Origin of the sequence: Bauldia litoralis (assembly GCF_900104485.1) — a bacterium.
In the GTDB taxonomy this organism is placed as follows: Bacteria; Pseudomonadota; Alphaproteobacteria; order Rhizobiales; family Kaistiaceae; genus Bauldia; species Bauldia litoralis.
In genome coordinates this window covers 128,576-152,972 of sequence record NZ_FMXQ01000002.1, presented here as the reverse complement: position 1 = coordinate 152,972, position 24,397 = coordinate 128,576, and the positions used below count along the sequence as shown (strand labels likewise).

Genomic DNA, 24,397 nt, shown 5'->3' with positions numbered 1-24,397 from the left:
CGCTATTTCACCGCTGCATCGACGGAATCCAGCCAGCGCTCGATGCGCGCGACCCGGCTTTCGATGCCGGTGGGCGGGACACTGATTTCAGGTTGACCGAGCCTGGCGGCATCCATCTCGCGCCGGAGATCGGCCAGTTCGGCACGAATTTCGGCGACTTCGCCCTCGACCGCGAGGAGCCGCCTTTGCACCGACTTCAAGACTTCGTCGGTCAACTCGTTCATCGGTTCGATCATCGCCATTTCCCCAGCCTGACTCATCAGTCTGCCGAGTCCTTGTCCGCGGCTTCGTGCGCCTCGGTATCCTCAATCTTTTCCTGACGCTTTTCCTCGGTCGACTGGCCGTCGATCTTCTTCTCGGCCGCCTGGGAAATCGATCCGTCCGGGTCGGGCGGAGACGGCGCGGCCGCGTTCGGCTTGCCGGCGGCGATCGGCGCCTGGTCAGAATTGGCCAGGACTTCCGGCTTGTCGCCGGATGTCGCGGCCTCGCCACCGCCCAGCGCCTTCGCCTGATCGATCCAGTTTTCCCGCGCGATGCGTCCCTTGAATTTCAGCTGGGCGTCGACCCACTCGACCTCGCGCGGCTGCCATGCCGCGATCTGGTCGAAATGGTAGATGCCGAGCGAATGGAGAATACCCTCGATCTTGGGGCCAACGCCGGAAATCCGCTTGAGATCGTCCGGCTTGCCGTCCCGCGCTTCGCTCAGCGTCTCCGGTCGGTCGGCGTCCGAAAGCTCCGACGTATCGGACTTCTCGACCGTCGCGACGGGCGCGTCGTCTGCATCGTTCTGCGGCTCGACCACTTCGACGCGTGGCTCGCCGTCGTCACGCGCCTCGCGACTGAAAAGCGACGGATCGGTCAGCGTTGTCGGGCCGCCCATGGGGGCCGCGAACTGGCGGTCGACCTGTGGCCCGGGCTCGACCCGCTTGCCCGCGGCCATATCGTCGATCAACCGGTCGAAGGTCTCGGCAGTCAGGTCCTCGAAGGTATCGGACCCGATCAGCACCATCGGCGCGTTGACGCAGGCGCCGAGGCACTCGACCTCCTCCCACGAGAACTTGCCGTCCGAGGAACGATGATGCTGGTCGGCATGGATGCGTCGCTTGCACACGTCCTTGATGTCGTTGGCGCCGCGCAGCCAGCAAGGCGTCGTGCCGCAGACCTGGATATGGGCGACGTCACCGACCGGCGCGAGGTTGAACTGGGTATAGAAGGTCGCGACCTCGAGAACGCGGATCTTCGGCATGTCGAGCATCGCGGCAACGGCGTCGATCGCCGGCTCAGTGACCCAGCCTTCCTGGTCCTGCGCCCGCCACAGCAGCGAGATCACGGCCGAGGCCTGCCGGCCCTCGGGATACTTGGCGATTTCCTTCTTCGCCCACGCCATGTTGGCGTCGCTGAAGGCGAAGCTCTCGGGCTGGACGTCTGCGAGGCGGCGAACGGACATCAGCGATCGACCTCCCCGAACACGATGTCGAGCGAGCCGAGAATGGCCGAGACATCCGCCAGCATGTGGCCGCGGCACATGAAGTCCATCGCCGAGAGATGCGGGAAGCCCGGCGCGCGAACCTTGCAGCGATACGGCTTGTTGGAGCCGTCGGAGACCAGGTAGACGCCGAACTCGCCCTTCGGCGCCTCGACCGCCGCGTAAACTTCGCCTTCCGGCACGTGGTAACCCTCGGTGTAGAGCTTGAAGTGGTGGATGAGACCCTCCATCGAGCGCTTCATCTCACCCCGCTTCGGCGGCACGATCTTGCCGTCCTGGGAACTGACCGGTCCCTTGCCATCGGCCGAATTCAGCTTCTCGACGCACTGCTTCATGATCCGGATGGACTGGCGCATCTCCTCCATGCGGATCAGGTAGCGGTCATAGCAGTCGCCGTTCTTGCCGATCGGAATGTCGAAGTCCATTTCCTCGTAGCACTCGTAGGGCTGCGACTTGCGGAGGTCCCAGGCGGCGCCCGAGCCGCGGACCATCACGCCGGAGAAGCCCCATTTCCAGGCTTCCTCGAGGGTAACGACACCGATATCGACGTTGCGCTGCTTGAAGATCCGGTTGTGGGTCAGCAGGCCCTCGATGTCGTCGCAGACCTTGAGGAAGGGGTCACAGAAGGCACCGATGTCGTCGACCAGCTTCTGCGGCAGATCCTGGTGAACGCCGCCGGGGCGGAAATAGGCCGCATGCATGCGGCTGCCGCTGGCGCGCTCATAGAAGACCATGAGCTTTTCGCGTTCCTCGAAGCCCCAGAGCGGCGGCGTCAGGGCGCCGACATCCAGCGCCTGGGTGGTGACGTTGAGGAGATGGGACAGCAGGCGGCCGATCTCGCAATAGAGCACCCGGATCAGCTGGCCGCGGCGCGGCACCTCGATGTCGAGCAGCCGCTCGGTCGCGAGCGCAAAGGCGTGTTCCTGGTTCATCGGCGCGACATAGTCGAGCCGGTCGAAATAGGGCACCGCCTGGAGGTAAGTCTTGTGCTCGATCAGCTTCTCGGTGCCGCGATGCAGGAGGCCGATATGCGGATCGACGCGCTCGACGACCTCGCCGTCCAGTTCGAGCACAAGGCGCAGCACGCCATGCGCGGCCGGATGCTGCGGCCCGAAATTGATGTTGAAGGTGCGGACTTCGGTTTCAGCCATTTCAGTTCGCCCTAATTCGCCTTCTCGTCGCCGGGCAGGACATATTCAGTCCCTTCCCAGGGCGACTCGAAATCGAAATCGCGGAACTGCTGCGCCAGTCGAACCGGCTCGTAGACCACGCGCTTCTGTTCGTCGTCGTAGCGGACCTCGACAAAACCGGTCAACGGGAAATCCTTGCGCAAGGGATGCCCCTCGAACCCGTAGTCGGTGAGGATGCGCCGCAGGTCGGGATGACCGGTGAACCGGATCCCGTAAAAGTCGTAAGCCTCGCGCTCGAACCAGTCGGCGGCGGGAAAGATCGCGCACAAGGACGGAACCGCGGTCGCCTCGTCGGTCTGGACCTTCAGCCGGATCCGCGTGTTCTGGCGGGGCGACAGCAGATGGTAGACGACATCGAAGCGCTTCTCCCGGCTCGGCCAGTCGACGCCGCAGATGTCAGTCAGGTTGACGAAGCCGAGGCGCGGGTCGTCATAGAGAAACTGGACGAAGGCCTCGATATCGGCGAGCGCGATCGTCATCGTCAGCTCGCCGTGAAGGACGTGCCAACCGACGATCGCCTCGGCGCGTTCCGACGCGATGTATTCCGCTAGATCCTTCAGCGTCTCGTCCATGAATTCGGTCCGCTCCTGGCTTAGCGCTCGATGGTCCCGGTGCGCCTGATCTTCTTCTGGAGAAGCAGGACACCGTAGAGGAGCGCTTCCGCGGTCGGCGGACAGCCTGGCACATAGATATCCACCGGCACGATCCGATCGCAGCCGCGGACGACAGAGTAGGAATAGTGGTAGTAGCCGCCGCCGTTGGCGCAGGATCCCATCGAGATCACATAGCGCGGCTCCGGCATCTGGTCGTAGACCTTGCGCAGGGCCGGCGCCATCTTGTTGGTCAGCGTGCCGGCGACGATCATCACGTCGGACTGGCGCGGCGAGGCGCGCGGCGCGAAACCGAATCGTTCGGCGTCGTAGCGCGGCATCGACATCTGCATCATCTCGACGGCGCAGCAGGCAAGACCGAAGGTCATCCACATCAGCGAGCCAGTGCGCGCCCAGGTGATCAGGTCATCGGTCGAGGTGACCAGGAAGCCCTTGTCGGCGAGTTCGTTATTAACCTCGAGGAAGAACGGATCCTCGGCCGGTTGCACACTCGCCGCGCTGCCTTGTCTGGGGGCGCTCAATCCCATTCCAGCGCTCCCTTACGCCATTCGTAGATGAAACCGATGGTCAGGACACCGAGGAAGATGATCACCGACCAGAAGCCGAACCAGCCGATATCGTGGAAGACCACCGCCCAGGGGAACAGGAAGGCGACCTCGAGATCGAAGATGATGAAGAGGATCGCCACCAGGTAGAAGCGGATGTCGAACTTCATGCGGGCGTCGTCGAAAGGCGCGAAGCCGCACTCATAGGCCGAGAGCTTCTCGGGGTCGGGATTCTTGTAGGCGACGATGAAGGGCGCAATCAGAAGGATGAGGCCCAGCGCGAGAGCGACGCCGACAAAAATAACCAACGGCAGATATTCGCTGAGAAGCTGCTCCATCTCGTCCTCGAACCGCCCGCCCGACTGTGGGCCGACAACGGCTTACCCCCATAAATGCTGCAGCGCAACGGCTCGACAAGTGTCCGTTCGCAAGGCGATCCGGAACGATTGTCGATACGTTCTAAAATGTCCCGAACGGGTCGAGGCTTAACGGAGCGAAGCCGGGGTGGCAAGTGCGGAAAGGCCCCTCCCCCGATCATCCACCGGGTGGCGCAGTCTGCGATTTATTTCAGGGGGAATGGCGGGAGTGACGGGACTCGAACCCGCGACCTCTGGCGTGACAGGCCAGCGCTCTAACCAACTGAGCTACACCCCCGAAACCCGGTATCGGGTGCGGACGGCAATTAGGACGTTCGCGGGAATCAAGTCAAGAACCAACGTCGGTTCTTTTCACTTCCCTGCCCATCAAATTCCATTTCCTGTGGACTTGGCTACGACAAGCCCGCGAGGAACAGCAAAAGCATGAGGACTGGTGGGCGGTGAGAGGCTCGAACTCCCGACATCCACGGTGTAAACGTGGCGCTCTACCAGCTGAGCTAACCGCCCCCTCGTCCCGCACACGATTTATGCGGTAGGCCTCCGCCGCGCAAGTGCTGCAAGACCCCAGCCCGACCGAACCGCCCGGTTAGGGGCGGCCTGGCCGGAATGTGGGAACGACGGGGTGGAGCGGTGTTGCCGCCTCAGCGGTTGACCGCGTCCTTCAGGCCCTTGCCGGCCTTGAACTTCGGCGTCTTGGAGGCCGCGATCTTGATCGACTCGCCGGTCCGCGGGTTGCGGCCGGTGCTGGCTGCACGATTGGCAACGCTGAAATTGCCGAAGCCGATGATCTTGACTTCCTGGCCGGACTTCAGCGCGCCCTCGATCGCCTCGAACGTCGCATCCACAGCCTGACCGGCGCCAGCCTTGGACATCCCGGTGCGTTCCGCGACGGACGCGATGAGATCATTCTTGTTCATGTCACATCCCTTTCATTGATTTGAGCCGAAGGCGAATCGCATCATCGGCTCCACGCCGGACACTCCTGCTAAATCCGGCCCGTGGCAAGTCAAAAACGGCGGATTTCCGCGATTTTGATGTAAGCAGGCTGTTCAACAAGACAACGGCGCCCGCCTTGTGGCGGACGCCGTTTCGTTTGCTATTCCAGTGACTTAATGGGCCGTCAGAGCCGCGGCGGCGTCTTCTTCCGAAACCGAGGGCCGGGCCGGCTCCTTGCTTTCGTCCCACTCGATCGGCTCGGGCGGGCGCACCAGCGCCTGCCGGATCACATCGTCCATCCGCGAAACGGGGATGATGTCGAGGCCGTTCTTCACGTTTTCGGGGATGTCGGCGAGGTCCTTGGCGTTGTCCTCGGGAATCAGCACCGTCTTGATGCCGCCGCGAAGCGCCGCCAGGAGCTTCTCCTTCAACCCGCCGATCGGCAACACGCGACCGCGCAGCGTGATCTCGCCCGTCATCGCGATATCCTTCCTGACCGGGATCCCGGTCATGATGGAGACGATCGAGGTGATCATCGCAACGCCGGCCGAAGGACCGTCCTTCGGGGTTGCGCCCTCCGGCACGTGGACGTGGATGTCCCTCCGGTCAAACAACGGCGGCTCGATGCCGAAGTCGACGGCCCGGCTGCGGACGTAGGACGCCGCCGCCGAAATCGACTCCTTCATCACGTCGCGAAGGTTGCCGGTCACGGTCATCTTGCCCTTGCCCGGCATCATCACGCCTTCGACGGTCAGTAATTCGCCGCCGACTTCGGTCCAGGCAAGGCCGGTCACGACACCGACCAGATCCTCGTGCTCGGCCTCGCCGTAGCGGTACTTGGGAACGCCGAGGAAGTCCTCGATGTTCTTGACCGTGATCTTGATCGACTTCTTCTTCGACAGGATCAGCTCCTTGACGCTCTTTCGCGCCAGGGTCGCCAGTTCACGCTCAAGGTTCCGGACGCCGGCCTCCCGCGTATAGCGACGGATCACCAGCTTCAACGCCTCGTCGTCGACCGAGAATTCCTTCTCGGTCAGCACATGCTCCCGGATCGTCTTGGGCAGCAGGTGCCGGCGAGAAATCTCGATCTTCTCATCCTCCGTGTAGCCGGCGATCCGGATGATCTCCATCCGGTCCATCAGCGGCGCGGGAATGTTCAGCGTGTTGGCCGTGGTGATGAACATCACGTTCGACAGGTCGTAGTCGACCTCGAGATAGTGATCGTTGAAGCTCGAATTCTGCTCCGGATCCAGCACCTCGAGGAGCGCCGACGACGGGTCGCCGCGGAAGTCCATGCCGATCTTGTCGATCTCGTCGAGCAGGAACAGCGGGTTGGTCTTCTTGGCCTTGCGCATCGACTGGATGACCTTGCCCGGCATCGAGCCGATATAGGTCCGCCGGTGGCCACGAATCTCCGCCTCGTCGCGCACGCCGCCGAGCGACATGCGGACGAACTCGCGGCCAGTGGCCCGCGCGATCGACTTGCCGAGCGAGGTCTTGCCGACGCCGGGCGGGCCGACGAGGCACAGGATGGGACCGCGCAGCTTGTTGGCCCGGGTCTGGACCGCCAGGTACTCGACGATCCGGTCCTTCACCTTCTCGAGCCCGAAGTGGTCCGCGTCGAGAACCTCCTGGGCAAAGTTCAGGTCGTTCTTGACCTTGGTCTTCTTGCCCCACGGAATGCTGAGCAGCCAGTCGAGGTAATTCCGCACGACCGTCGCTTCCGCCGACATCGGCGACATCTGGCGCAGCTTCTTCAGCTCGTTCTGGGCCTTTTCGCGGGCTTCCTTGGAGAAGCGGGTCTTGGCAATCTTCTCCTCGAGCTCCTGAAGTTCGTCGCGTCCGTCCTCGGAGTCGCCAAGCTCCTTCTGGATCGCCTTCATCTGCTCGTTGAGATAGTACTCGCGCTGGGTCTTCTCCATCTGCCGCTTGACGCGCGAACGGATGCGCTTCTCGACCTGGAGGACGGAAATCTCGCTCTCCATCAGGCCAAGGACACGCTCCAGCCGCTCGACCACGGTCGGTAGCGCCAGCAATTCCTGCTTCTCCGGGATCTTGATCGCCAGGTGCGAGGCGACCGTGTCTGCGACCTTCGAATAGTCGTCAAGCTGCGTCACCGCGCCGACAACCTCGGGCGAGACCTTCTTGTTCAGCTTCACGTAATTCTCGAACTCTGCGATCACCGAACGCGCCAGCGCCTCGACCTCGACCTCGTCGCCGGTCTCGTCGCCAAGCTTGCTGGCCTGTGCCTCGTAATAGGCTTCGTTGTCGGTGTAGCGCAGGATCTCGGCGCGGCCGATGCCCTCGACGAGCACCTTCACCGTCCCATCCGGCAGCTTCAGCAGTTGCAGGACGGAGGCAAGGGTGCCGACGTTGTAGATTGTTTCCGGGGTCGGCTCGTCCTCGCTCGGATTCTGCTGGGTTGCGAGCAGAATCTGCTTGTCGGCGCGCATTACCTCTTCAAGGGCGCGGATCGACTTCTCGCGCCCGACGAAGAGCGGCACGATCATGTGCGGAAAAACGACGATGTCCCGAAGCGGCAGCACCGGATAGGCGCCGTCGCCGGTTTGAACCCCGATCGGACCCGATTGCTCGGCCATGTTCTTTTCCTTTCGACCGCCAGGCGATTATCGCTCGCCCGGCTCACTAGGCAGGGTCAGGCAGGGAGGAACGCGAGCAACCCGTGTGAATCACATCAGCGCTTGCCTGAGGTGCATTAGGTGGCGTCGCCGACTGGGGGTGTCAAGGATACGGCCGCACGCGGCGGCCGTAGATCCATGACAGACGTCGGTTTTGCCCGGCTTTCCGGCAGAGAAGGCGCAAAATCGGTCAGCCGGCTCAGGCCGACGACCCCACCTCTTCCTGGCGATCCGCGTAGATATAGAGCGGCCGCGACTTGCCTTCGATGACATCGGCGGAGATGACGACTTCCTGCACGCCATCGAGGGTCGGCAGATCGTACATCGTCTCGAGCAGAATGGCTTCCATGATCGAGCGCAGACCACGCGCGCCGGTCTTGCGCTCGATCGCCCGCTTGGCGATCGCATTGAGCGCATCCGGATGGATCGACAACTCGACACTCTCCATGTCGAAGAGCCGCTGATACTGCTTCACCAGCGCGTTCTTCGGCTCGGTCAGGATCTTGACCAGCGCCTCGTTGTCGAGATCCTCCAGCGTCGCCAGAACCGGCAAACGACCGACGAATTCCGGGATCAGGCCGAATTTCAGCAGATCCTCGGGCTCGACGCCGCGGAACAGTTCGCCGGTCTTGCGGTCCTCGGCGGCCGAGACGTTGGCCGAGAAACCGATCGAGGTCTTGCGGCCGCGATCGGAGATGATCTTCTCCAGCCCGGAAAAGGCGCCGCCGCAGATGAACAGGATGTTGGTCGTGTCGACCTGCAGGAATTCCTGCTGCGGATGCTTGCGGCCGCCCTGGGGCGGAACGCTCGCCACGGTGCCTTCCATGATCTTCAGAAGCGCCTGCTGGACGCCCTCGCCCGACACGTCGCGGGTGATCGAGGGGTTGTCCGACTTACGGCTGATCTTGTCGACCTCGTCGATATAGACGATGCCGCGCTGGGCGCGCTCGACATTATAGTCGGCCGACTGGAGCAGCTTGAGGATTATGTTTTCGACATCCTCGCCGACATAGCCCGCCTCGGTCAGGGTCGTGGCGTCGGCCATGGTGAAGGGCACGTCGAGGATGCGGGCGAGCGTCTGCGCAAGCAGCGTCTTGCCGCAACCCGTCGGGCCGATCAGCAGGATGTTCGACTTGGCGAGTTCGACGTCGTTGCTCTTGGCGGCGTGGTTCAGGCGCTTGTAGTGATTGTGGACGGCGACCGACAGAACACGCTTGGCATGGAACTGGCCGATCACATAGTCGTCGAGGACATTGCAGATCTCCGTCGGAGTCGGCACGCCGTCCCGCGACTTGACCAGCGAGGATTTGTTTTCCTCGCGGATGATGTCCATGCAGAGTTCGACACACTCGTCGCAGATAAAGACGGTTGGGCCGGCGATCAGTTTACGCACCTCATGCTGGCTCTTGCCGCAGAAGGAGCAGTAGAGAGTGTTCTTGCTTTCGCTGCCGTTGACTTTGCTCATCCGTCTTCCTTGCGCCACCCGATGCGGGCGGCTCTACGCCCTTCTCATCGCCCCACCGCCCCGGGGATTCGATCAGGACTTTAAACAACACCTCTCATGAGGCAACTCACCACGCCCGATCCAATCATGCTAGGCGTGATTTGTTCAAGAGATACTTAACGCCTGCGCGCGGTAGTCAAGCACCAATTATCGGCCGGAATCAGGCCTTTTTCAGCTGCCCTCCGGCTTAACCGCAGTCTCAAGCGCATCCCGCGACGTCAGAACCTTGTCGATCAGGCCGAATTCCTCTGATTCGGTAGCGGTGAGGAAATAGTCGCGGTCCAGCGTCCGCTCGATCGTTTCATAGTCCTTGCCGGTGTGCTTGACGTAGATTTCATTGAGCCGGCGCTTCATCTTGACGATGTCCTCGGCGTGGCGCTCGATATCGGACGCCTGCCCCTGGAAGCCGCCCGACGGCTGGTGAAGAAGGATGCGTGCATTCGGCAGCGCGAAGCGCATGCCGCTCGCGCCCGCGGTCAGGAGCAGCGAGCCCATCGAAGCGGCCAGGCCGATGCAGAGCGTCGAAACCGCCGGCTTGATGAACTGCATGGTGTCGTAGATGGCCATTCCGGCCGTCACCACGCCGCCCGGCGAGTTGATGTAGATCGAAATTTCCTTCTTCGGGTTCTCCGACTCGAGAAAGAGAAGCTGCGCCGTGATCAGCGTCGCCATGTGGTCCTCGATCGGACCGGTGATGAAGATCACCCGCTCCTTGAGGAGCCGCGAATAGATGTCGTAGGCGCGCTCGCCGCGATTCGTCTGCTCGACCACCATGGGGACGAGGTTCATGTAGGTGTCGATGGCGTCTTTCATGGGAATCCCGACCTGTTTCTGGTGGCTTGCATTGAGGAGGGCGGTGCGCCGACACGAATCCTGTCGCCGCGAATCCGGCCCCATAGATATGGTACGCGCTGCCGGTGTGAAAGGGGCAGGCCGATTTCGACGGCCAGCCCCCGCAAACGGCAGGCGGACCACCCCCTGGCAGCAGGCGGGATGCCCCTCGGGAACGGCTGCGCCGCCGCCCGAGGGAGTTCGGCGCGATCAGACCAGCAGGATATGCTCGTTGGTGAGCGCGAAGCCGGCGTCGATCTGGGCGAACTGGACCTTGGTCGTCGCCCCGTTTCCGTCGGCGTCATAATAGATCGCGCCGGTCTCGCTGTCGTAGAGGAAGCGGTCGTCGGCATCGACGGCGTCGGCGCCCTCGTGGAAATAGGCCGCCTTGAGGGTTCCCTTGCCACCGAGGCCGGTGAAGTCATGCCGGTCGAGGGCGATGGTCTCGCCGTGCTTGAAACTGGCGATGGTGCTCATGCCGCTCAGCGGCGCGTCCTTGAACACGTAGGTGTCCTTGCCGCCACCGCCCGACAGGAGGTTGAAGCCGGCGCCGCCGTCGAGCTTGTCCTTGCCACCGCCGCCGATGAGGGTGTCGGCCCCTTCACCGCCGCGCAGGTCGTCCTTGCCGCCGCTGCCCTTGATGACGTCGTCGCCACCCTTGCCGAAGACCTTGTCGTCGCCCTTCCCGGACGTCATGTCGTCGTCGTAGTTGGAGAGCTTGATCTTGTCGTCGCCGCGGGTCAGCGCCTTGATGATCTTTTCGGGATCGTTCTGCAGGTAGAGATCGAGGCCCTTGGCGACCGAGAATTTCTCGCCGGTGAACTTGTAGGCCTGCTTGCCGTCGAGATCGACGACCACCTTGTCGATGGTCCCCTGAAAGGGCACGCCGGCAATATACTTGATCCCCTTCCCTTCAAACATGAAGTCGAGAACCACCTTCCGGCCCTGGGTGACGGTGAAGCCGCCGGAGGACTTGTGGTGGATATCCGCCGGACCACTGTCGACGGCGGGGCCGAGCCACTCGAAGAAGTCGCGGCTAATCGGCTGGTGGGCAACGATCTTGACCAATCTGGCACCTTTTCTGATTCTGGATTGACCGCCACACAACCATCAATTCCAAAAGAAGCGGTTACGTAAGTCCTTGCAACTCTAGGGAATGGGAACTCTGGGCCGACCATGCGGCGACCGGCGGCTCATGCCCCGGCGAGGCGCGCCGCGTCGGAGCGCGCCACCAGCGCGACGAATCGCTCCCGTGCGTCCGGCGGCTCCATGCCCCTCGGCCCGTAGACGTGGCGGTCGAGGAAGTAGCCGGTCAGCCGGAACGCGTCGACGATGTCGCCACTGGCTGGCGTTTCAACCGGCGTTTCGCGGAGGAAGCCTGGCAACGGCAGCATGCGGTCGCGCCATGGCTCGCCGGCACTCCGGCTGACGGCCCGTCCCGATTTCGGCGAGACATAGGCAAGGTCCTCGGTGACGCCGGTCGCGGCGCATTGGTGGAGATCGAGGCCGAAGCCGAGTTCCTCCAGCATCAGCACCTCGAAGCGGACGATCAGCGCCCCGCCGGCGACAGGCTTCCCGAGCCAGCCGAGGATCGCCTCGAGCGCTGCATAGACCTGCGCATGCGGGTCGCGCTCGGGCAGAAGGCGAACCAGGGCGCCGAGGATCTGGACGCCGTAGAGGCCGGACTGGCTTTCCATCAGCAGCGCAGCGCGCTGGGTCGTGGCTTCGAGCGTGAAATTGCCGAGATGCTCGTCGAGCCGGGCGCGCCATGTGGCGGTGACCGAATTGCCCGGCTGCAGCAGCGGCTGCTGCTTGCGCGACCGCCCTCCCCGCACCATGCCGAGATGCCGGCCGTGTTCGGCCGTCATCAACTCGACGATCAGGCTGGTCTCGCCATGTCGCCGGGTGCCGATGATGATGCCTTCATCCGTCCACTGCATGGCGGCAGTCTAGCGCAAGTCGCGAAGCCGCTGCGATGTCCGAACGCCGCTGGCCGGCTCACCCGGGACGGCGCGACGCCGCGAACTGGTCGAAGGCCACGGCTGCGACAAGGATGATGCCGATAACGATCTGCTGGATGAAGGACGAGACATTGAGAAGCACGAGGCCGTTGGTCAGCACGCCGATCAGCAGCGCCCCGATCACGGTGCCGAAGACGCCGCCGACGCCGCCGAACAGGCTGGTTCCGCCAATCACCACCGAAGCAATGACCGTCAGTTCGAGACTGATACCCGCAACCGCTTCCGCCGAATTGAGCCGCGCCGCCAGCAGGAAGCCGGCCAGCCCGCAGGAAAGCCCCGAGATCACATAGACCAGGATGGTGATGCGCCTGACCGGCACGCCGTTCAACGCCGCGGCGTTGGCGTTGTCGCCGATCGCGTAGACGTAACGGCCGAACCGTGTGTAGGCGAGGATGAACATCGCGACCACGGCGGCGGCGAGAAAGATGATCACCGGGATCGGGACCTGGCCGATGCGGCCCTGCCCCCACCAGGTGAAGTCGGGTGTGAAACCGCTGATCGGGCCGCCTTCCGAGAACCACAGCGCAGCGCCGCGAAAGGCCGTCAGTCCGCCGAGCGTCGCCACGAAAGGTGGAACGCGCAGGCGGGTAATCACCAGCCCCTGGATCAGTCCACCGACCACGCCGACCGCGACGGCGGCCGCAACCGCCATGTAGACCGGATTGCCGGAGGCGACGCTGTCGCCGATGGCGAAGCGATCGGCGAGCCCGCCCTTGGCGACGTAGCCGGCGACCAGACCGGCCAGCGCCAGCAGCGAACCGACCGAAAGATCGATGCCCGCCGTCAGGATGACAAAGGTCATGCCGATGGCGATCAGGCCCGAGATCGAGACCTGCCGCAGGACGTTGAAAATGTTGAGCGGGTGAAGAAAATTCGGATGGAGGAGCGCGAAGATCACGATCAGGAAGATCAGGAACAACGGCGCGGCATACTTCGCCGCCGTCTGCACGGGGTCAAAGACCTTCCGCGCCGGCTCTTCCAGGTCGGACAATACTGGATTGCTCATAAGACGCCCGATCGACCCCGCTGGGAGCCGCCCATCCCCAAGGAAAAAAGCGGGCCGGACTCACGTCCGGCCCGCTTCAATCTAACGCTGTCTAGTTGAGCTCGCCAAGACGCTCGGCGTCGTTGATGTTGTCCTTGGTAATGGCAATCGGGGTCAGGAGGATGACTGCCTCCGGCTTGGTGCCGTCACGAAGGTACTTCACCAGCGCATCCATCGCCCCACGGCTCTGGCCGCCGGGGAACTGCTCGATGGTCGCGGCAAGGCCGCCATCGCGCACGCTGCCGAGAGCCTCGGGAAGCGCATCGAAGCCGATGATCGGGATATCCAGACCCTGCTCGCTGGTGACCTGAAGGGCACCGAGGGCCATGTCGTCGTTGGCGGCGACGATCACGTCCGGCGGGCTGTCGAGACCGGCAAGGATCGCTTCCGTGACCGACGCGCCCTCTTCGCGGGCGAAGTTGGCGGTCTGCTCGGCGACGAACTTGTACTTGTCGGCCATGCCATCGAGGACGTTATGAACGCCCTTGTTGCGGTCGATGGCCGGGCTGGCGCCGGGCTGCCCCTGCAGGTTGACGATGTTAGCGCCGTCCGGGAACAGCTCGACGATCAGGTTGGCCTGAGCCTCGCCGCCCTTGACGTTGTCGGCGCCGACATGCGCCAGGATACCGGGCACGCCCTGGACCGCACGGTCGATGGTGACGACCGGCACGCCGGCGTCAACCGCTTGCTGCAGCGCCGGAGCCATGGCAACCGCGTCGATCGGGCTGATGACGATGCCGTCGACGCCCTGAATGATGGCGGCCTCGACGTCGGCGGTCTGCTTCGGCGTCTTGTTCTCGCCGTCCGTCGAAATCAGGCTGATGCCGCCAAGAGCCTCGGCCCCTGCCGCCAGTTCCTTCTGCATGTGGACGAAGAACGGGAAGCCAAGGCTCGGAACCGATGTCGCAATGGTCAGATCCTGGGCCTGCACGCCGGTGCTCAGCAGCGCCGCGACAGCAGCGGCCGGCATGACCTTCTTCAGAAACTTCATTTCCATAATTGTTCCTCCCAAAGAACCGGAACGACCGCCAAGCGCCATGCCACAGCCGTCCCACCCGTTGACCTTTCGGCGCAAAAGGCATTAACGCACGCATACGTATGCGTTAAGGTGACTGTCGCACCGAGCGGCGCGACTAGTCAAGCGGAGCAAGGGTTCTGGCGCAAAAACGGACAGCCGCGGAAAATGGCAAGATGCGCGTTACCGCCTGGCAGGTGGCGCGCGACGCCGACGTGTCGCAATCGGCCGTGTCTCGTGCCTTCGCCGGCCGCAGCGGCGTCTCGGAAGAGACGCGCGGGCGGATCTTCGCCGCCGCGGAGCGGCTCGGCTACCGGCCCAACGCGCTGGCCCGGGGCCTGAGTACGCAGAAATCCGGCATCGTCGGTGTCGTCATTTCCCAGATGAGCAATCCGTTCCTCTCCGATGCCCTCGAACGGCTGTCGCATCGGCTACGGGCGGCCGGGCTGAAACCGTTCCTGATCACTGTCGACAACGAGCACGAAGTCGGCGCTGCCTTGCCAGCGCTCGCCGAATACCGGGTCGATGGCTGCTTCGTCATCAGCCCGCACCTGCCACGCGATCTCGCGCGAAAATACGGGACCTCCGACGCCACGGTGCTGCTGTTCAACAGCGCCCTTCCCGGCCTCAAGGCCTCCACCGTCTATACCGACAATCTCGCCGGCGGTCGCACGGTCGCCGACCTGCTGGCCGGCGAAGGGCATCGCCGGATCGGCTACCTGCACGGCGCGCGTGGATCGGCAACGGACGGCGATCGCTTCGACGGCTTTTCGACAAGGCTCGCCGAACGCGGCATCGATCCGCCGGTCGTCGGCTGGGGCGACAATTCCTATACAGGCGCAGCAGGCGCGCTTATCGATCTGATGGCCCGGTCCCCTGACCTGACCGCGATCTTCTGCGCCAACGATGTCATGGCAATGGGCGCCATGGACGCCGCTCGCTACCAGCTCGGCCTCGAGATACCGCGTCAGCTCTCCATCGTCGGTTTCGACGACGCGCCGCCGGCGGCGTGGCCGGGCTACAACCTCACGACGATCCACCAGCCTGTCGAGGAGATGATCGACGTCGGCGCCGAAATCATGCTCGCCGAGGGGCGCGACCCCGGCCGCCTGCCGACCAGCAAGCTGTTCAAAGGCAGGCTCATCGTCCGCGGTTCGTCCCTGACCGCGCGGCAGCCGGCAACGGGTTCCTAGTCTTCGACCTTGAATTCCATGATCACCGCGTCGACCGCCAGCACGTCGCCCGGGGCAGCATGAAGGCTGGCGACGACAACGTTGCGTTCGGCGCGCAGGATATTTTCCATCTTCATCGCCTCGACCACCGCGAGCGGCGCTCCGGCGCTGACGGCCTGCCCGGGTTCGACGAGGATGGACACCACCAGCCCGGGCATCGGGCATTTCAGGGTCTTGGCGGAGTCGCCGGCGGCCTCCTCAGGCATCAGGGCGTCGAGCGCGGCGACCCGGGGCGTCATCGCCCGCGCCACGACATCGACACCGCGCCACGCGAGACGGACCGCGCCCGTCGCCTGCCGAACCTGAACAGTGATCTCCTTCCCGCCGATGGTCCCGGTCCAGAGCGGATCGCCCGGGCGCCAGTCGGAAGCGACGGACAGCGCCTCGGTGCTGCCGTGCACCGTAACCGAAAAACGTGTCGGCGACGGCTCGGCCGCCTCGGCAACCCCGAGCGCCACCTGTTCCTTGCCGACGCGCACGACCCAGTCGCGCCGCCCGAAGGCATGCTCGCCATTCAGGCGCCCCGGCATCGCCGTCATCCGGGCGCTCTTTGCCCGCTCGATCGCCAGCGCGACGACCGCCAGCCGGCCACGAACTGCATCATCCGGCTCGACCGCGGCGAAACCCTCCGGGTATTCCTCGTCGATGAAGCCGGTCGACAGTCGCCCCTCCCGCCAGCGCGGATGCGCCATCAGTGCCGCCAGGAACGGGACGTTGTGGGCGATGCCGTCAATCAGGTAGCGATCGAGGGCCGCCTGCATCGCATCGACCGCCGCGAGCCGGTCAGGTCCGTAGGTAATCAGCTTGGCAATCAGCGGATCGAAGTAGATCGAGATTTCCGATCCTTCCGCGACCCCGCCATCGATCCGCACCGTCGCGCCGCCGTCCTCGCCTTCCGCTGGCGGCCGGTAGCGGCCGAGCCGGCCGATCGACGGCAGGAAGCCGCGATGCGGATCCTCTGCATAGACCCGCGATTCCACAGCCCAGCCGTGGAAGCGGACATCGTCCTGGCGGATTGCCAGCGTCTCGCCGGCGGCGACACGGATCATCTGCTCGACGAGGTCGATGCCCGTCACCAGTTCGGTGACCGGATGCTCGACCTGGAGCCGCGTGTTCATTTCGAGGAAATAGAACCGCCGGTCCGGGTCCATGATGAACTCGACCGTGCCGGCGGAATCGTAGCCGACGGCCTCGGCAAGAGCGACCGCCTGCCCGCCCATCTCGGCGCGCAACGCGTCATCGACCGCCGCCGACGGCGCCTCCTCGATGATCTTCTGGTTGCGCCGCTGGATCGAACATTCCCGCTCGCCGAGATGGATGACGTTGCCATGCTTGTCGCCAAGCACCTGGATCTCGACATGGCGCGGCGACTCGATGAAGCGCTCGATCAGGATGCGATCGTCGCCGAAGGAGGAACGCGCTTCTGATTGCGAGGCATTGAAGCCTTCCGCGACTTCGTCGACAGACCGGGCAATCCGCATGCCCTTGCCACCGCCGCCGGCCGATGCCTTGAGCATCACCGGGAAGCCGACGTCGGCAGCGATGGCGACCGCCTCCTCGGCCGTTGCGATCGCCCCGACATGCCCGGGGATGGTCGAGACGCCCGACACGGCGGCGAGCTTCTTGGACTCGATCTTGTCACCCATCGCGCCGATCGCCCTACGGTTCGGGCCGATGAAGACGATGCCGGCGCCCTCGAGGGCGATGGCGAAATCCTCGCGCTCGGAGAGGAAACCGTAGCCCGGGTGCACGGCATCGGCGCCGGTCTGCCGGCAGGCGTCGAGGATATGATCGATGACGAGATAGGAGGACGACGCCGGCGGTGGGCCGATATTGATCGCCTCGTCGGCCATTTCGACATGCAAGGCGTCGCGATCCGCGTCGCAATAGACGGCGACCGTGGCGATGCCCAGCCGTCGCGCGGTGCGAATGACGCGGACGGCAATCTCGCCGCGGTTGGCGATCAGGATTTTTTCGAACATCGGCAAGGCGTTTCCCCCTGACGCTTTTCTATGCCGGCTTACCGAGCGCGGGCAACCGGACAATTCCGGCGACCCCGCCGATCACGGCTGAACCATCGCGACCAGACCGCCGGCAGCCAGCGCCGCGAGGGTAACGGCGAGGTAGGCCATGCCGAAGGTGCGCCCGCCGGCGAACAGGGCCAGCGCCGACTTCGACAATGAATTGGCGGCCGCGGCGACCAGGATCGCCAAGGTGGCCGTGGCATACGTGTCGGTGCCGGTGAGCTTGGTCATCGACAAGGTGATCGCGTCGACATCGGCGAGCCCGGCGACCGCCGCCAGGGCGACGCTGCTCTCGACGCCAAAGGCCTCGGTCAGGGCACGGGTGACGATGAAGATGGAAGCCAGCAACAGGCCGAAGCCGATGACCTGGCGTAGTTCGAAGGGGTTCTGCAATCGCGGATCGTCAACGGGCTCGACCCCCTCTCCTTTCGCCTCGGAACCCGGCTTGTTGAAGACCAGCGATGCGACCGCGCAGACCAGGGCCGCGGCGGCCAGCGGACCGGCCAACCGGCCAAGCAGCGTTGGCCCGAACAGCGCCACGACCACCACGACTCGAACGAACATGATCGTCGAGGCAGCCAGCGCCCCCGACAACGGCAACCGCCACCCGGCCGGCTCGGCACGGACGCGCCGTGCGAGCGCGAGCGTCGTCGCCGTGGAGGACACCAGCCCACCAGCCAATCCGGCAATCAGCGATCCATAGCGCTTGCCCGCCGCCTTGACCGCGACGTAACCGATGAACGAAACGCCAGCGACGGCCACCGTCATCAGCCAGATCTCGTAGGGGTTGAGCGCGTCGTACGGCCCGAAGCCACGGTTCGGCAGAACCGGCAGCGCGACGAAGGTCATGGCAAGCAGGATCAGCGCCGCCCGCAGTTCCTGCCAGGTCAACACCCGCAGCCAGGCGTGCAGCCATTCCTTCGCGGCGAGAAGCGCAGCGGTGGCGACACCCGCGGCGGCGGCGACCGCCATGTTGCCGAGCACCGCATAAGCGCCGAGCGAGACGGTGATCAGCCCGGCGACCAGCGTCGTCATGCCGTGGCTGCCCTCGGCCTGCGTCTCCCGCCACCGGAAGAGGGTCAAAGCCCCGGCAATCGCCAGGAAGGCGAGCCCCAGCGGCGCTGGGCCGATTTCGCGAGCGAGCAGGCCCCATATGCCTCCGAACAGCCCGATCAGCGCGAAGGTCCGCAATCCGGCGGCCCGTTCGCCGTCGGCTTCGCCGCGTTCACGCCAACCGCGCTCGACGCCGATCAGAAACCCAATCGCCAACGCCAGGCCGAGCCGGATGAAGGTGTCGCTGTCGTCCAACGCAGGGCCTCCGGAATTCCCCCGACCTTAACCGATTGCATGCGGTTGAGCAGGTCTTCCCGGTGGCCGTGCCCCTTCGGGCAGTCACGGCCCGCGGCCTTCGCGGTCACCCACGCCGTGTTGCCCGCCTTCGTCCGCTTTCCCGGGCCGCGGCGGCTTGCTACCTTCCCGCCAAGCGTCCAACCGAGGTCTTCCCCGCCCATGGCCGAACCCGATGCGATCGATCGCAGGCTTCTCGCCCTGCTCCAGGCCGATGGCCGAACTCCGCATGCCGAACTCGCCAGGGTGGTCGGGCTCGCCGTCTCCTCGGTCAATGAGCGCGTCCGGAAGCTCGGCGAGCGCGGCGTGATCACCGGCGTCCATGCCAGCGTCTCGCCCGAGGCCCTCGGGCTCGACCTCCTTGCCGTCGTCTTCGTCGGCTGGAGCGCGCCCGATGTCGAGAAGCGGTTTCTCGACCGGGTTGCCGAAGAGCCGGCCGTGCTCGAATGTCACCACGTGACGGGGGCGTGGAACTATCTGTTGAAGGTCCGCGTCCGCAACACGCGGATGCTGGAGGCGTTCCTCGCCGCGGTCATCAAGTCCGTCGACGGCATCGAACGCACGGAAACGCTGATCGTGCTTTCGTCGCCCAAGGAAACCGCGACGCTGGCCACCGATCCGCCAGCCTGGGCAGGCTGACGGCCCGGTCGGGCCGCCAGCCGCGTCCTTCGCGCTAGATATCGACCATCAGGAAATCGCTGCTCTTGAGCTTGTCCGGGCCAAGCACAAGGGTCGCGATCTGCACCGCTGCGCCGCCGCCCGTACCGTCCTCGTCGTACCAGATGGCATGTGTATCGCCCTGGTAGATGAGTTGGGCGTGAGCCGCCGTGGCGTTGTGATCGCTGTCTTTATTGACGAAATAGCCAAGGGAAAGAACGCCGGAGGCGTTGTGGTTCAGACCGGCAAACATGTCCTCGGGCAACCAGAACCGGTCGCTGTTGGCGGTGTCGCCCGAGTTGAAGCCAAACACCACATCGGAACCAAACCCGTTCTCCAGGACAAAGATGTCCCTGAGGCCGTCTTCGCCGAACTTGTTATCCGACAGGATATCGGTGCCGCGCCCGCCCCGAAGGACCTCCGTTCCGGTCGAATCGTAGAGCACGTCGTTGCCCCTGTCGCCGAAGGCATGACCGTTGGCGCCGGGCCTCAGGGTGTCGTCATAATAGTAGCCATTGACGTTCTCCACGGCAGTGAAGGTGTCTCCAATCGCGGCGCCGGAAGCCGTGTTGGCGGTCAGATCGACGTGGACGCCGCCCATCGACCCGAAATAGTCGACCGTGTCGTTTCCGCTGCCGCCAACGATGATGTCGGGTGAAAACGTGGTGTCGTCCGCCGCATAGATGCGGTCGTTACCGGCGCCGCCGTCGAGGATGTCGGCGCCGTCCCCTCCGTCGAGGATGTCGTTGCCGCCGCCGCCATTGATGACGTCCGCGCCGGACAGCCCATAAAGGGCGTTCACCTGGCCGTCACCCTGGATGACGTCGCTGTAGATCGACCCCTCTATATTCTCGATTCCGTTGAAGGTATCGCCGGCCGCCGCGCCGCCATTGGGCGCGCCAAAGAGGTAGACGTTGACGCCCGATTTCTCGTGGAAATACGAGACCATATCGATCCCCGCGCCGCCGAAGAAGGCGTCGGCGCCGCTTCCCCCCTCCATCAGGTCATTGCCGTCGCCGCCCTCGAGACGATCGTTGCCGGCGCCACCGAAGAGGTAGTCCTTGCCGCCAAGGCCCGAGAGCTTGTTCGCTGCGCCGTCGCCCAGGATGTAGTCGCTGTAGGCGGTCCCCTCGACATTCTCGACGCCCTGGAACTTGTCGCCGGCCGCAGCGCCGCTGCTGGAGCCGCCGGCAAGGTACACCGTCACCCCCGATGTCTCGCGAATGTAGGAGACCGTATCGACACCGGCGCCGCCGATGAATGTGTCGGCGCCGGCACCGCCCTCCATGAAGTCATTGCCGTCGCCGCCGTCGAGGGTGTCGTTGCCGAGTCCCCCGAACAGCTTGTCGTCGCCGCCAAGGCCACGGAGGCGGTTGGCGCCGGCGTCGCCGGTCAACTGGTCGGCATGGGCCGTACCGTCGATGTTCTCGATGAAATAAAATCTGTCGGCCTGTGCCGCGCCGCTGCCCGTGTTGAGCAGAAGGTCGACCACCGCCCCGATCTTGCTCTTCGCGTAGCTGACGGTATCGGTGCCGGCGCCACCGAAGAACTTGTCGGCGACCGCATCGTCGCGGGTGTGCATCAGGTCGTTTCCCGCGCCACCGTTGTAGGTGTCGGCGCCTTTGCCACCGTCGAGGATATCGTTGCCGTCCCCGCCGATCAGCTTGTCCTTGCCACCCCTGCCGGTGAGCAGGTCATGACCACCGAGCCCGAAGATCTTGTCGTCGTGGTTCGTGCCCTTCAGCTTGTTGGCTTTCTTGTTCCCTGTAAGCTTTGCCATTGTCAGTGCGCTCCGTCAGGCCGGGCGTGTCTGTCAGCGGCGGGGTGAGCGAGGTTGACGTCCTTGCCCGTCCCGAAGCGCAGCCGCCTCGGCGGAGGCCCTCATCGGGCCTGCGTTGATGTGCCATTACCGAATTATGTTCGTCAAATATGTAATAATACCGAATTTATGCTTGGTCTGTGACGAATATCACAGCTTTGTAACGGCGCGCCGGCATCGCCATGGTCGTTGCGTCAGGTCGATTGCTTCAGGGTCGCGGCGGCGATCGAGGCGATTCACCGACCACCGGGGCCAGCCGGCGTCGTCGGCGGTCGGCAACGGGCTCAGGCGAATGGGACCGTCCGTCCGTGCGCCGATGCCACGCAAAAAAGGCCGACTACCCGGAAGCCCGGAAAACCGCCAATTGGACGAGCCGCGCCGATGGGTCGCGGAACCTTTGCAAGCGCCGTGTATTGGAAATCGTCCGGCAAATGCCCTAAACTGACGTCTTCCTGGGGCAGCACAACTCGGTCGGCGGGAGCAGAGCCATGAGGCGTCTCAGCCTCAGCGACACGATCTTCTACAATCTCGGCGACTGCTACATGAACGCAGCCGCCGTGCTTGACGGACCGTGCGATCTCGCGGTGCTGCTGGCCGAGATGGAAGGCGTCATCGAGGCGATGCCCGCCCTCACCGAGCAGTCGAAGCGCATCGGCCTCTGGACCTTCGCCAAGCGGACCTCGGGACAGGTCGACCTGACCAGGCACGTTTCAGTTATCCGCGACCCGTCGATTACGCGGTTTGAGCAGATCGTGCCGCGCCTCGACAAGCAGCGACGCAGCCCGATCCGGATCGACGGCCCGCCGTGGCGGGTCTTCGTTCTCAACCCGGCCGAACCCGGCAAGGACATCGATGGAGAGCCGCCGCTTTCCGCGCTTTTCATGCAGGTTCGCCACGGGATGGCGGATGCCATTCGCGGCCTCCAGATTCTCTCCCGGATGGGTCGCTACGAGGCGACCGCCGCGCACCGCGCGCTGGCTGCCCGGATACCGAGCGTCGAGCCGCTCGATTTCGCCTCGCCGATCACCGTCCACGATCCCGGTTTTTCGCTGCTCCAGATCCCGCGTCGCGGCATGGTTCGTGACGGCGATTCGAGCGAACGCCTGGCTGCCGTTGCGGCAACGCTGGTCGCGGACCCGACACTCTTCCCCAACGCCCAGCCGCTGCGCGGCAATGTCGGACGCACGCGCTTCGTTCGTCGCCGGGGCCCGCAGAACGGCGTCGGCAACCATCTGAAGATGGTCACCGTTTCGACCAAGGAGAAGCCGAAGGAGAAGCGGTTCACCATCCCGGGGCTTGCCCGCGCGCAGGACCTGCCGATCACGCAATGGCTGGTGGCGCTCGCGCCGCGTCCGATTGCCCGGCTGATGATGCGCATCTGGTACACAAATTTCGATGCGATGGCGACGCTGATCCCGATGCCGCGCCGGCTGGTCCTCGGCGGGCGCTCGGTCAGCGCGACCTTCGGCATCCCGCCGCTATGGGGCCCGGTGCCGCTCTGCCTCGACGTGCTGGCCGATGGCGAGAATTACAATGTCTGCGCCGTGCCCGGAAACGGCTTCACGGCCAGCCGCGAGCTGCTCCATGAGCGTTTGACCCGCCTGCTCAATCCGGAAACCGACGAGGATCTCGACGCGGTCGAGGCAACGCTGGCCCTGATGTCGGAGCAAACCGGCGACGCGGCGACGCGCCGTCAGGGACAGGGCGCCGACGGCAGCAGTTCCAGCCCGGTCAGCGTACCCGCCAGGGCGAAGTCGCCGTAGTCGATCTTCATCGTCCGCCCGACGCCATTCTCATAGATGACGAAGGACAGCGTGTAGAACGGCGTATCGTCGCCGGTCACTGACTTGTCGAAGTAGCTCAATGTCAGCGGCCAATGGCGGAGCGCCGCGATGCCCGCATCTGAGATCGCGGTTTCCTTGCCGATATCGTCGGAGGCGGTGGACACCCGGCCGATGACGCCGGCGGTTTCGAAAACGGTCTCGCCGTCTTCCGACCCGTCATAGACCTCCATCGCCAGGAAGGCGTCGCCACGCTGCGCCGAATCGAGAATGCGCTCCATCTGGTCGGTCGGAAACACCATCGGCCCGGAGATATCGAGAGCCTTTTTCTCGGGCTTCCGCAACTTGACCGAAATCCCGTCCGCGTCGCGACTCGCCGTCCCTTCGGATTGCTCCGCCAGGATCGCGCCGGCATAGGTTTCGTTGGCGAAGTCGAGGCTACGCCCGTCGGCCGACTCGAAGGTGGTGGATCGCGCGTCGGTGATCTGGCGCACGCCTTCGGGGTCCTCGGTCTGGGTGACAAACCGCAGCTTGGACGAATAGCCGGCGCAGGCCGATCCCGTGAACTCCAGCACAAGCCGACCGGAAATCGTCGAGATATCAACGCCATCGTCGATGTCGAGAAGCGAGATGTCGTAGACGGCGCGGTGCGCGGCGAGGCTCATCGGAGCAGCCTCGGCAATCGCCGGTGCGCCGGCGGCCATGGCCAGGACCGCAATTTTCAACCAGTTGTGCAAAGACAAATCCCTCTCGACCACTCCATGCCTCGCAAGCGTGGCGGAAACAAGGGGATTGGCCCTTGCCGCCATCGGCGATTTACGCCACACAAGCCCGCCTTGAATGGTTCCCATGAGGAGTATGTTATGGCCAGCGAAATCGAGGCGCGGCTTGCAGCGCTCGGCATCGAATTGCCGACCCCCGGCAAACCGGGGGCAAATTATGTCCCGTTTGTGATCACCGGAAACCTTGTCTTCATTTCAGGACAGGTTCCGCTGGCGCCGGATGGCGTCAAGTTCGTCGGCAAGCTCGGCCAGGAATACGGCATCGAGGAAGGCCAGCAGGCCGCCCGGCTTTGCGCCGTCAACATCCTCGGCATGCTGAAGGCAGCCGTCGGCGATCTCGACCGGATTTCGCGGGTCGTCAAGGTCCTCGGCTTCGTCAACGCCGTGCCGGACTTCACCGACGTCCACAAGGTCATCAACGGCGCTTCCGACTTGATCACGGAAGTCTTCGGCGACGACATCGGCAAGCACGCCCGTTCGGCCATCGGCATGGGCACCCTGCCCCTTGGCGTTGCCGTCGAGGTCGAGGCGATCGCCGAGATCCGCTGAGGCACG

At 64.4% G+C, this 24,397-nt stretch carries 22 protein-coding genes and 2 tRNA genes; 4 read left to right on the top strand and 20 right to left on the bottom strand.

Features of this window, described 5'->3' with window-relative positions:
* Positions 1–2: 2 nt before the first annotated feature.
* The 16 genes from BLT60_RS04670 to BLT60_RS04595 all read right to left on the bottom strand — a co-directional run bounded on the left by BLT60_RS04670 (position 3) and on the right by BLT60_RS04595 (position 14,182).
* A complete protein-coding gene (locus BLT60_RS04670) occupies positions 3–242 on the bottom strand; it encodes a hypothetical protein (protein WP_090875078.1) in 240 nt (79 codons plus the stop codon).
* 17 nt (positions 243–259) lie between these two features.
* Positions 260–1,447, bottom strand: coding sequence for an NADH-quinone oxidoreductase subunit NuoE (gene nuoE, locus BLT60_RS04665; protein WP_090875077.1), 1,188 nt, complete (start codon positions 1,445–1,447; stop codon positions 260–262).
* The gene (locus tag BLT60_RS04660) at positions 1,447–2,637 is read right to left on the bottom strand and encodes an NADH-quinone oxidoreductase subunit D (protein ID WP_090875076.1); all 1,191 of its coding nucleotides are present in this window, start codon (positions 2,635–2,637) and stop codon (positions 1,447–1,449) included. The genes nuoE and BLT60_RS04660 overlap by 1 nt, the downstream gene beginning before the upstream one ends.
* 11 nt (positions 2,638–2,648) lie before the next feature.
* Positions 2,649–3,248: an NADH-quinone oxidoreductase subunit C gene (locus BLT60_RS04655; protein WP_090875075.1), complete on the bottom strand. Its 600-nt coding sequence runs from the start codon at positions 3,246–3,248 to the stop codon at positions 2,649–2,651.
* A gap of 20 nt (positions 3,249–3,268) precedes the next feature.
* Positions 3,269–3,808: a NuoB/complex I 20 kDa subunit family protein gene (locus BLT60_RS04650; RefSeq protein ID WP_280138910.1), complete on the bottom strand. Its 540-nt coding sequence runs from the start codon at positions 3,806–3,808 to the stop codon at positions 3,269–3,271.
* Positions 3,805–4,170, bottom strand: a complete 366-nt coding sequence (locus BLT60_RS04645) for an NADH-quinone oxidoreductase subunit A (RefSeq protein ID WP_090875073.1) — start codon at positions 4,168–4,170, stop codon at positions 3,805–3,807. Before BLT60_RS04645 ends, BLT60_RS04650 begins: the two co-directional genes overlap by 4 nt.
* A gap of 239 nt (positions 4,171–4,409) precedes the next feature.
* Positions 4,410–4,486, bottom strand: a tRNA-Asp gene (locus BLT60_RS04640).
* 154 nt (positions 4,487–4,640) lie between these two features.
* Positions 4,641–4,716: transfer RNA gene (locus BLT60_RS04635), tRNA-Val, on the bottom strand.
* A 134-nt stretch (positions 4,717–4,850) separates the two neighbouring features.
* The gene (locus BLT60_RS04630) at positions 4,851–5,126 is read right to left on the bottom strand and encodes an HU family DNA-binding protein (RefSeq protein ID WP_090875072.1); all 276 of its coding nucleotides are present in this window, start codon (positions 5,124–5,126) and stop codon (positions 4,851–4,853) included.
* A gap of 192 nt (positions 5,127–5,318) precedes the next feature.
* A complete protein-coding gene (lon, locus tag BLT60_RS04625) occupies positions 5,319–7,745 on the bottom strand; it encodes an endopeptidase La (protein WP_090875071.1) in 2,427 nt (808 codons plus the stop codon).
* A gap of 238 nt (positions 7,746–7,983) precedes the next feature.
* The gene (gene clpX, locus BLT60_RS04620) at positions 7,984–9,249 is read right to left on the bottom strand and encodes an ATP-dependent Clp protease ATP-binding subunit ClpX (protein WP_090875070.1); all 1,266 of its coding nucleotides are present in this window, start codon (positions 9,247–9,249) and stop codon (positions 7,984–7,986) included.
* Positions 9,250–9,459: 210 nt separating this feature from the next.
* Entirely contained in the window at positions 9,460–10,101 is a 642-nt protein-coding gene (gene clpP / locus BLT60_RS04615) for an ATP-dependent Clp endopeptidase proteolytic subunit ClpP (RefSeq protein ID WP_090875069.1), read from the bottom strand.
* A 228-nt stretch (positions 10,102–10,329) separates the two neighbouring features.
* Positions 10,330–11,187, bottom strand: a complete 858-nt coding sequence (locus tag BLT60_RS04610; protein WP_090875068.1) for a calcium-binding protein — start codon at positions 11,185–11,187, stop codon at positions 10,330–10,332.
* 125 nt (positions 11,188–11,312) lie between these two features.
* Positions 11,313–12,059 (bottom strand): DNA repair protein RecO, encoded by a 747-nt coding sequence (gene recO, locus BLT60_RS04605; RefSeq protein WP_090875067.1) that lies wholly within the window; start codon positions 12,057–12,059, stop codon positions 11,313–11,315.
* 58 nt (positions 12,060–12,117) lie between these two features.
* Complete coding sequence (locus BLT60_RS04600) at positions 12,118–13,146, bottom strand: ABC transporter permease (protein ID WP_090875066.1); 1,029 nt, start codon at positions 13,144–13,146, stop codon at positions 12,118–12,120.
* Between the two features lie 91 nt (positions 13,147–13,237).
* Entirely contained in the window at positions 13,238–14,182 is a 945-nt protein-coding gene (locus tag BLT60_RS04595) for a substrate-binding domain-containing protein (RefSeq protein ID WP_425284965.1), read from the bottom strand.
* Between the two features lie 194 nt (positions 14,183–14,376).
* On the opposite strand from BLT60_RS04595, the gene BLT60_RS04590 reads away from it, so the two are divergent.
* The gene (locus tag BLT60_RS04590) at positions 14,377–15,393 is read left to right on the top strand and encodes a LacI family DNA-binding transcriptional regulator (protein ID WP_090875065.1); all 1,017 of its coding nucleotides are present in this window, start codon (positions 14,377–14,379) and stop codon (positions 15,391–15,393) included.
* On the opposite strand, the gene BLT60_RS04585 is transcribed toward BLT60_RS04590, so the two are convergent.
* Positions 15,390–17,414: an acetyl-CoA carboxylase biotin carboxylase subunit gene (locus BLT60_RS04585; protein WP_090875064.1), complete on the bottom strand. Its 2,025-nt coding sequence runs from the start codon at positions 17,412–17,414 to the stop codon at positions 15,390–15,392. The genes BLT60_RS04590 and BLT60_RS04585 overlap by 4 nt on opposite strands.
* An 81-nt stretch (positions 17,415–17,495) precedes the next feature.
* Entirely contained in the window at positions 17,496–18,764 is a 1,269-nt protein-coding gene (locus BLT60_RS04580) for an MgtC/SapB family protein (RefSeq protein ID WP_090875063.1), read from the bottom strand.
* Positions 18,765–18,965: 201 nt separating this feature from the next.
* Here BLT60_RS04580 and BLT60_RS04575 point away from each other — a divergent pair, with 201 nt between their 5' ends.
* Positions 18,966–19,442 (top strand): Lrp/AsnC family transcriptional regulator, encoded by a 477-nt coding sequence (locus tag BLT60_RS04575; protein WP_090875062.1) that lies wholly within the window; start codon positions 18,966–18,968, stop codon positions 19,440–19,442.
* A gap of 34 nt (positions 19,443–19,476) precedes the next feature.
* Here BLT60_RS04575 and BLT60_RS04570 read toward each other — a convergent pair whose 3' ends face one another.
* Entirely contained in the window at positions 19,477–21,240 is a 1,764-nt protein-coding gene (locus BLT60_RS04570) for a calcium-binding protein (protein WP_090875061.1), read from the bottom strand.
* A 527-nt stretch (positions 21,241–21,767) separates the two neighbouring features.
* Between BLT60_RS04570 and BLT60_RS04565 the strand changes: the two genes are divergently transcribed.
* On the top strand, positions 21,768–23,042 hold the full coding sequence (locus BLT60_RS04565) for a hypothetical protein (RefSeq protein ID WP_090875060.1): 1,275 nt from the start codon (positions 21,768–21,770) through the stop codon (positions 23,040–23,042).
* Here BLT60_RS04565 and BLT60_RS04560 read toward each other — a convergent pair.
* The gene (locus tag BLT60_RS04560; RefSeq protein ID WP_175478292.1) at positions 22,973–23,785 is read right to left on the bottom strand and encodes a cell envelope integrity EipB family protein; all 813 of its coding nucleotides are present in this window, start codon (positions 23,783–23,785) and stop codon (positions 22,973–22,975) included. The two genes, BLT60_RS04565 and BLT60_RS04560, sit on opposite strands and share 70 nt — an antisense overlap.
* Before the next feature lie 138 nt (positions 23,786–23,923).
* Here BLT60_RS04560 and BLT60_RS04555 point away from each other — a divergent pair, with 138 nt between their 5' ends.
* Positions 23,924–24,391, top strand: a complete 468-nt coding sequence (locus BLT60_RS04555) for a RidA family protein (protein WP_090875058.1) — start codon at positions 23,924–23,926, stop codon at positions 24,389–24,391.
* The last annotated feature ends 6 nt before the right edge of the window (positions 24,392–24,397 follow it).

Excerpts from the sequence above, each read along its gene's own strand:
- clpP (WP_090875069.1), bottom strand. The coding sequence starts at position 10,101 with ATGAAAGACGCCATCGACACCTACATGAACCTCGTCCCCATGGTGGTC.
- BLT60_RS04645 (WP_090875073.1), bottom strand. The coding sequence starts at position 4,170 with ATGGAGCAGCTTCTCAGCGAATATCTGCCGTTGGTTATTTTTGTCGGC.
- BLT60_RS04575 (WP_090875062.1), top strand. The coding sequence starts at position 18,966 with ATGGCCGAACCCGATGCGATCGATCGCAGGCTTCTCGCCCTGCTCCAG.
- BLT60_RS04555 (WP_090875058.1), top strand. The coding sequence starts at position 23,924 with ATGGCCAGCGAAATCGAGGCGCGGCTTGCAGCGCTCGGCATCGAATTG.
- BLT60_RS04595 (WP_425284965.1), bottom strand. The coding sequence starts at position 14,182 with ATGGAAATGAAGTTTCTGAAGAAGGTCATGCCGGCCGCTGCTGTCGCG.
- nuoE (WP_090875077.1), bottom strand. The coding sequence starts at position 1,447 with ATGTCCGTTCGCCGCCTCGCAGACGTCCAGCCCGAGAGCTTCGCCTTC.
- BLT60_RS04660 (WP_090875076.1), bottom strand. The coding sequence starts at position 2,637 with ATGGCTGAAACCGAAGTCCGCACCTTCAACATCAATTTCGGGCCGCAG.
- recO (WP_090875067.1), bottom strand. The coding sequence starts at position 12,059 with ATGCAGTGGACGGATGAAGGCATCATCATCGGCACCCGGCGACATGGC.
- clpX (WP_090875070.1), bottom strand. The coding sequence starts at position 9,249 with ATGAGCAAAGTCAACGGCAGCGAAAGCAAGAACACTCTCTACTGCTCC.
- BLT60_RS04590 (WP_090875065.1), top strand. The coding sequence starts at position 14,377 with ATGCGCGTTACCGCCTGGCAGGTGGCGCGCGACGCCGACGTGTCGCAA.
- BLT60_RS04565 (WP_090875060.1), top strand. The coding sequence starts at position 21,768 with ATGAGGCGTCTCAGCCTCAGCGACACGATCTTCTACAATCTCGGCGAC.
- BLT60_RS04570 (WP_090875061.1), bottom strand. The coding sequence starts at position 21,240 with ATGGCAAAGCTTACAGGGAACAAGAAAGCCAACAAGCTGAAGGGCACG.
- BLT60_RS04670 (WP_090875078.1), bottom strand. The coding sequence starts at position 242 with ATGGCGATGATCGAACCGATGAACGAGTTGACCGACGAAGTCTTGAAG.
- BLT60_RS04655 (WP_090875075.1), bottom strand. The coding sequence starts at position 3,248 with ATGGACGAGACGCTGAAGGATCTAGCGGAATACATCGCGTCGGAACGC.
- BLT60_RS04600 (WP_090875066.1), bottom strand. The coding sequence starts at position 13,146 with ATGAGCAATCCAGTATTGTCCGACCTGGAAGAGCCGGCGCGGAAGGTC.
- lon (WP_090875071.1), bottom strand. The coding sequence starts at position 7,745 with ATGGCCGAGCAATCGGGTCCGATCGGGGTTCAAACCGGCGACGGCGCC.
- BLT60_RS04585 (WP_090875064.1), bottom strand. The coding sequence starts at position 17,414 with ATGTTCGAAAAAATCCTGATCGCCAACCGCGGCGAGATTGCCGTCCGC.
- BLT60_RS04630 (WP_090875072.1), bottom strand. The coding sequence starts at position 5,126 with ATGAACAAGAATGATCTCATCGCGTCCGTCGCGGAACGCACCGGGATG.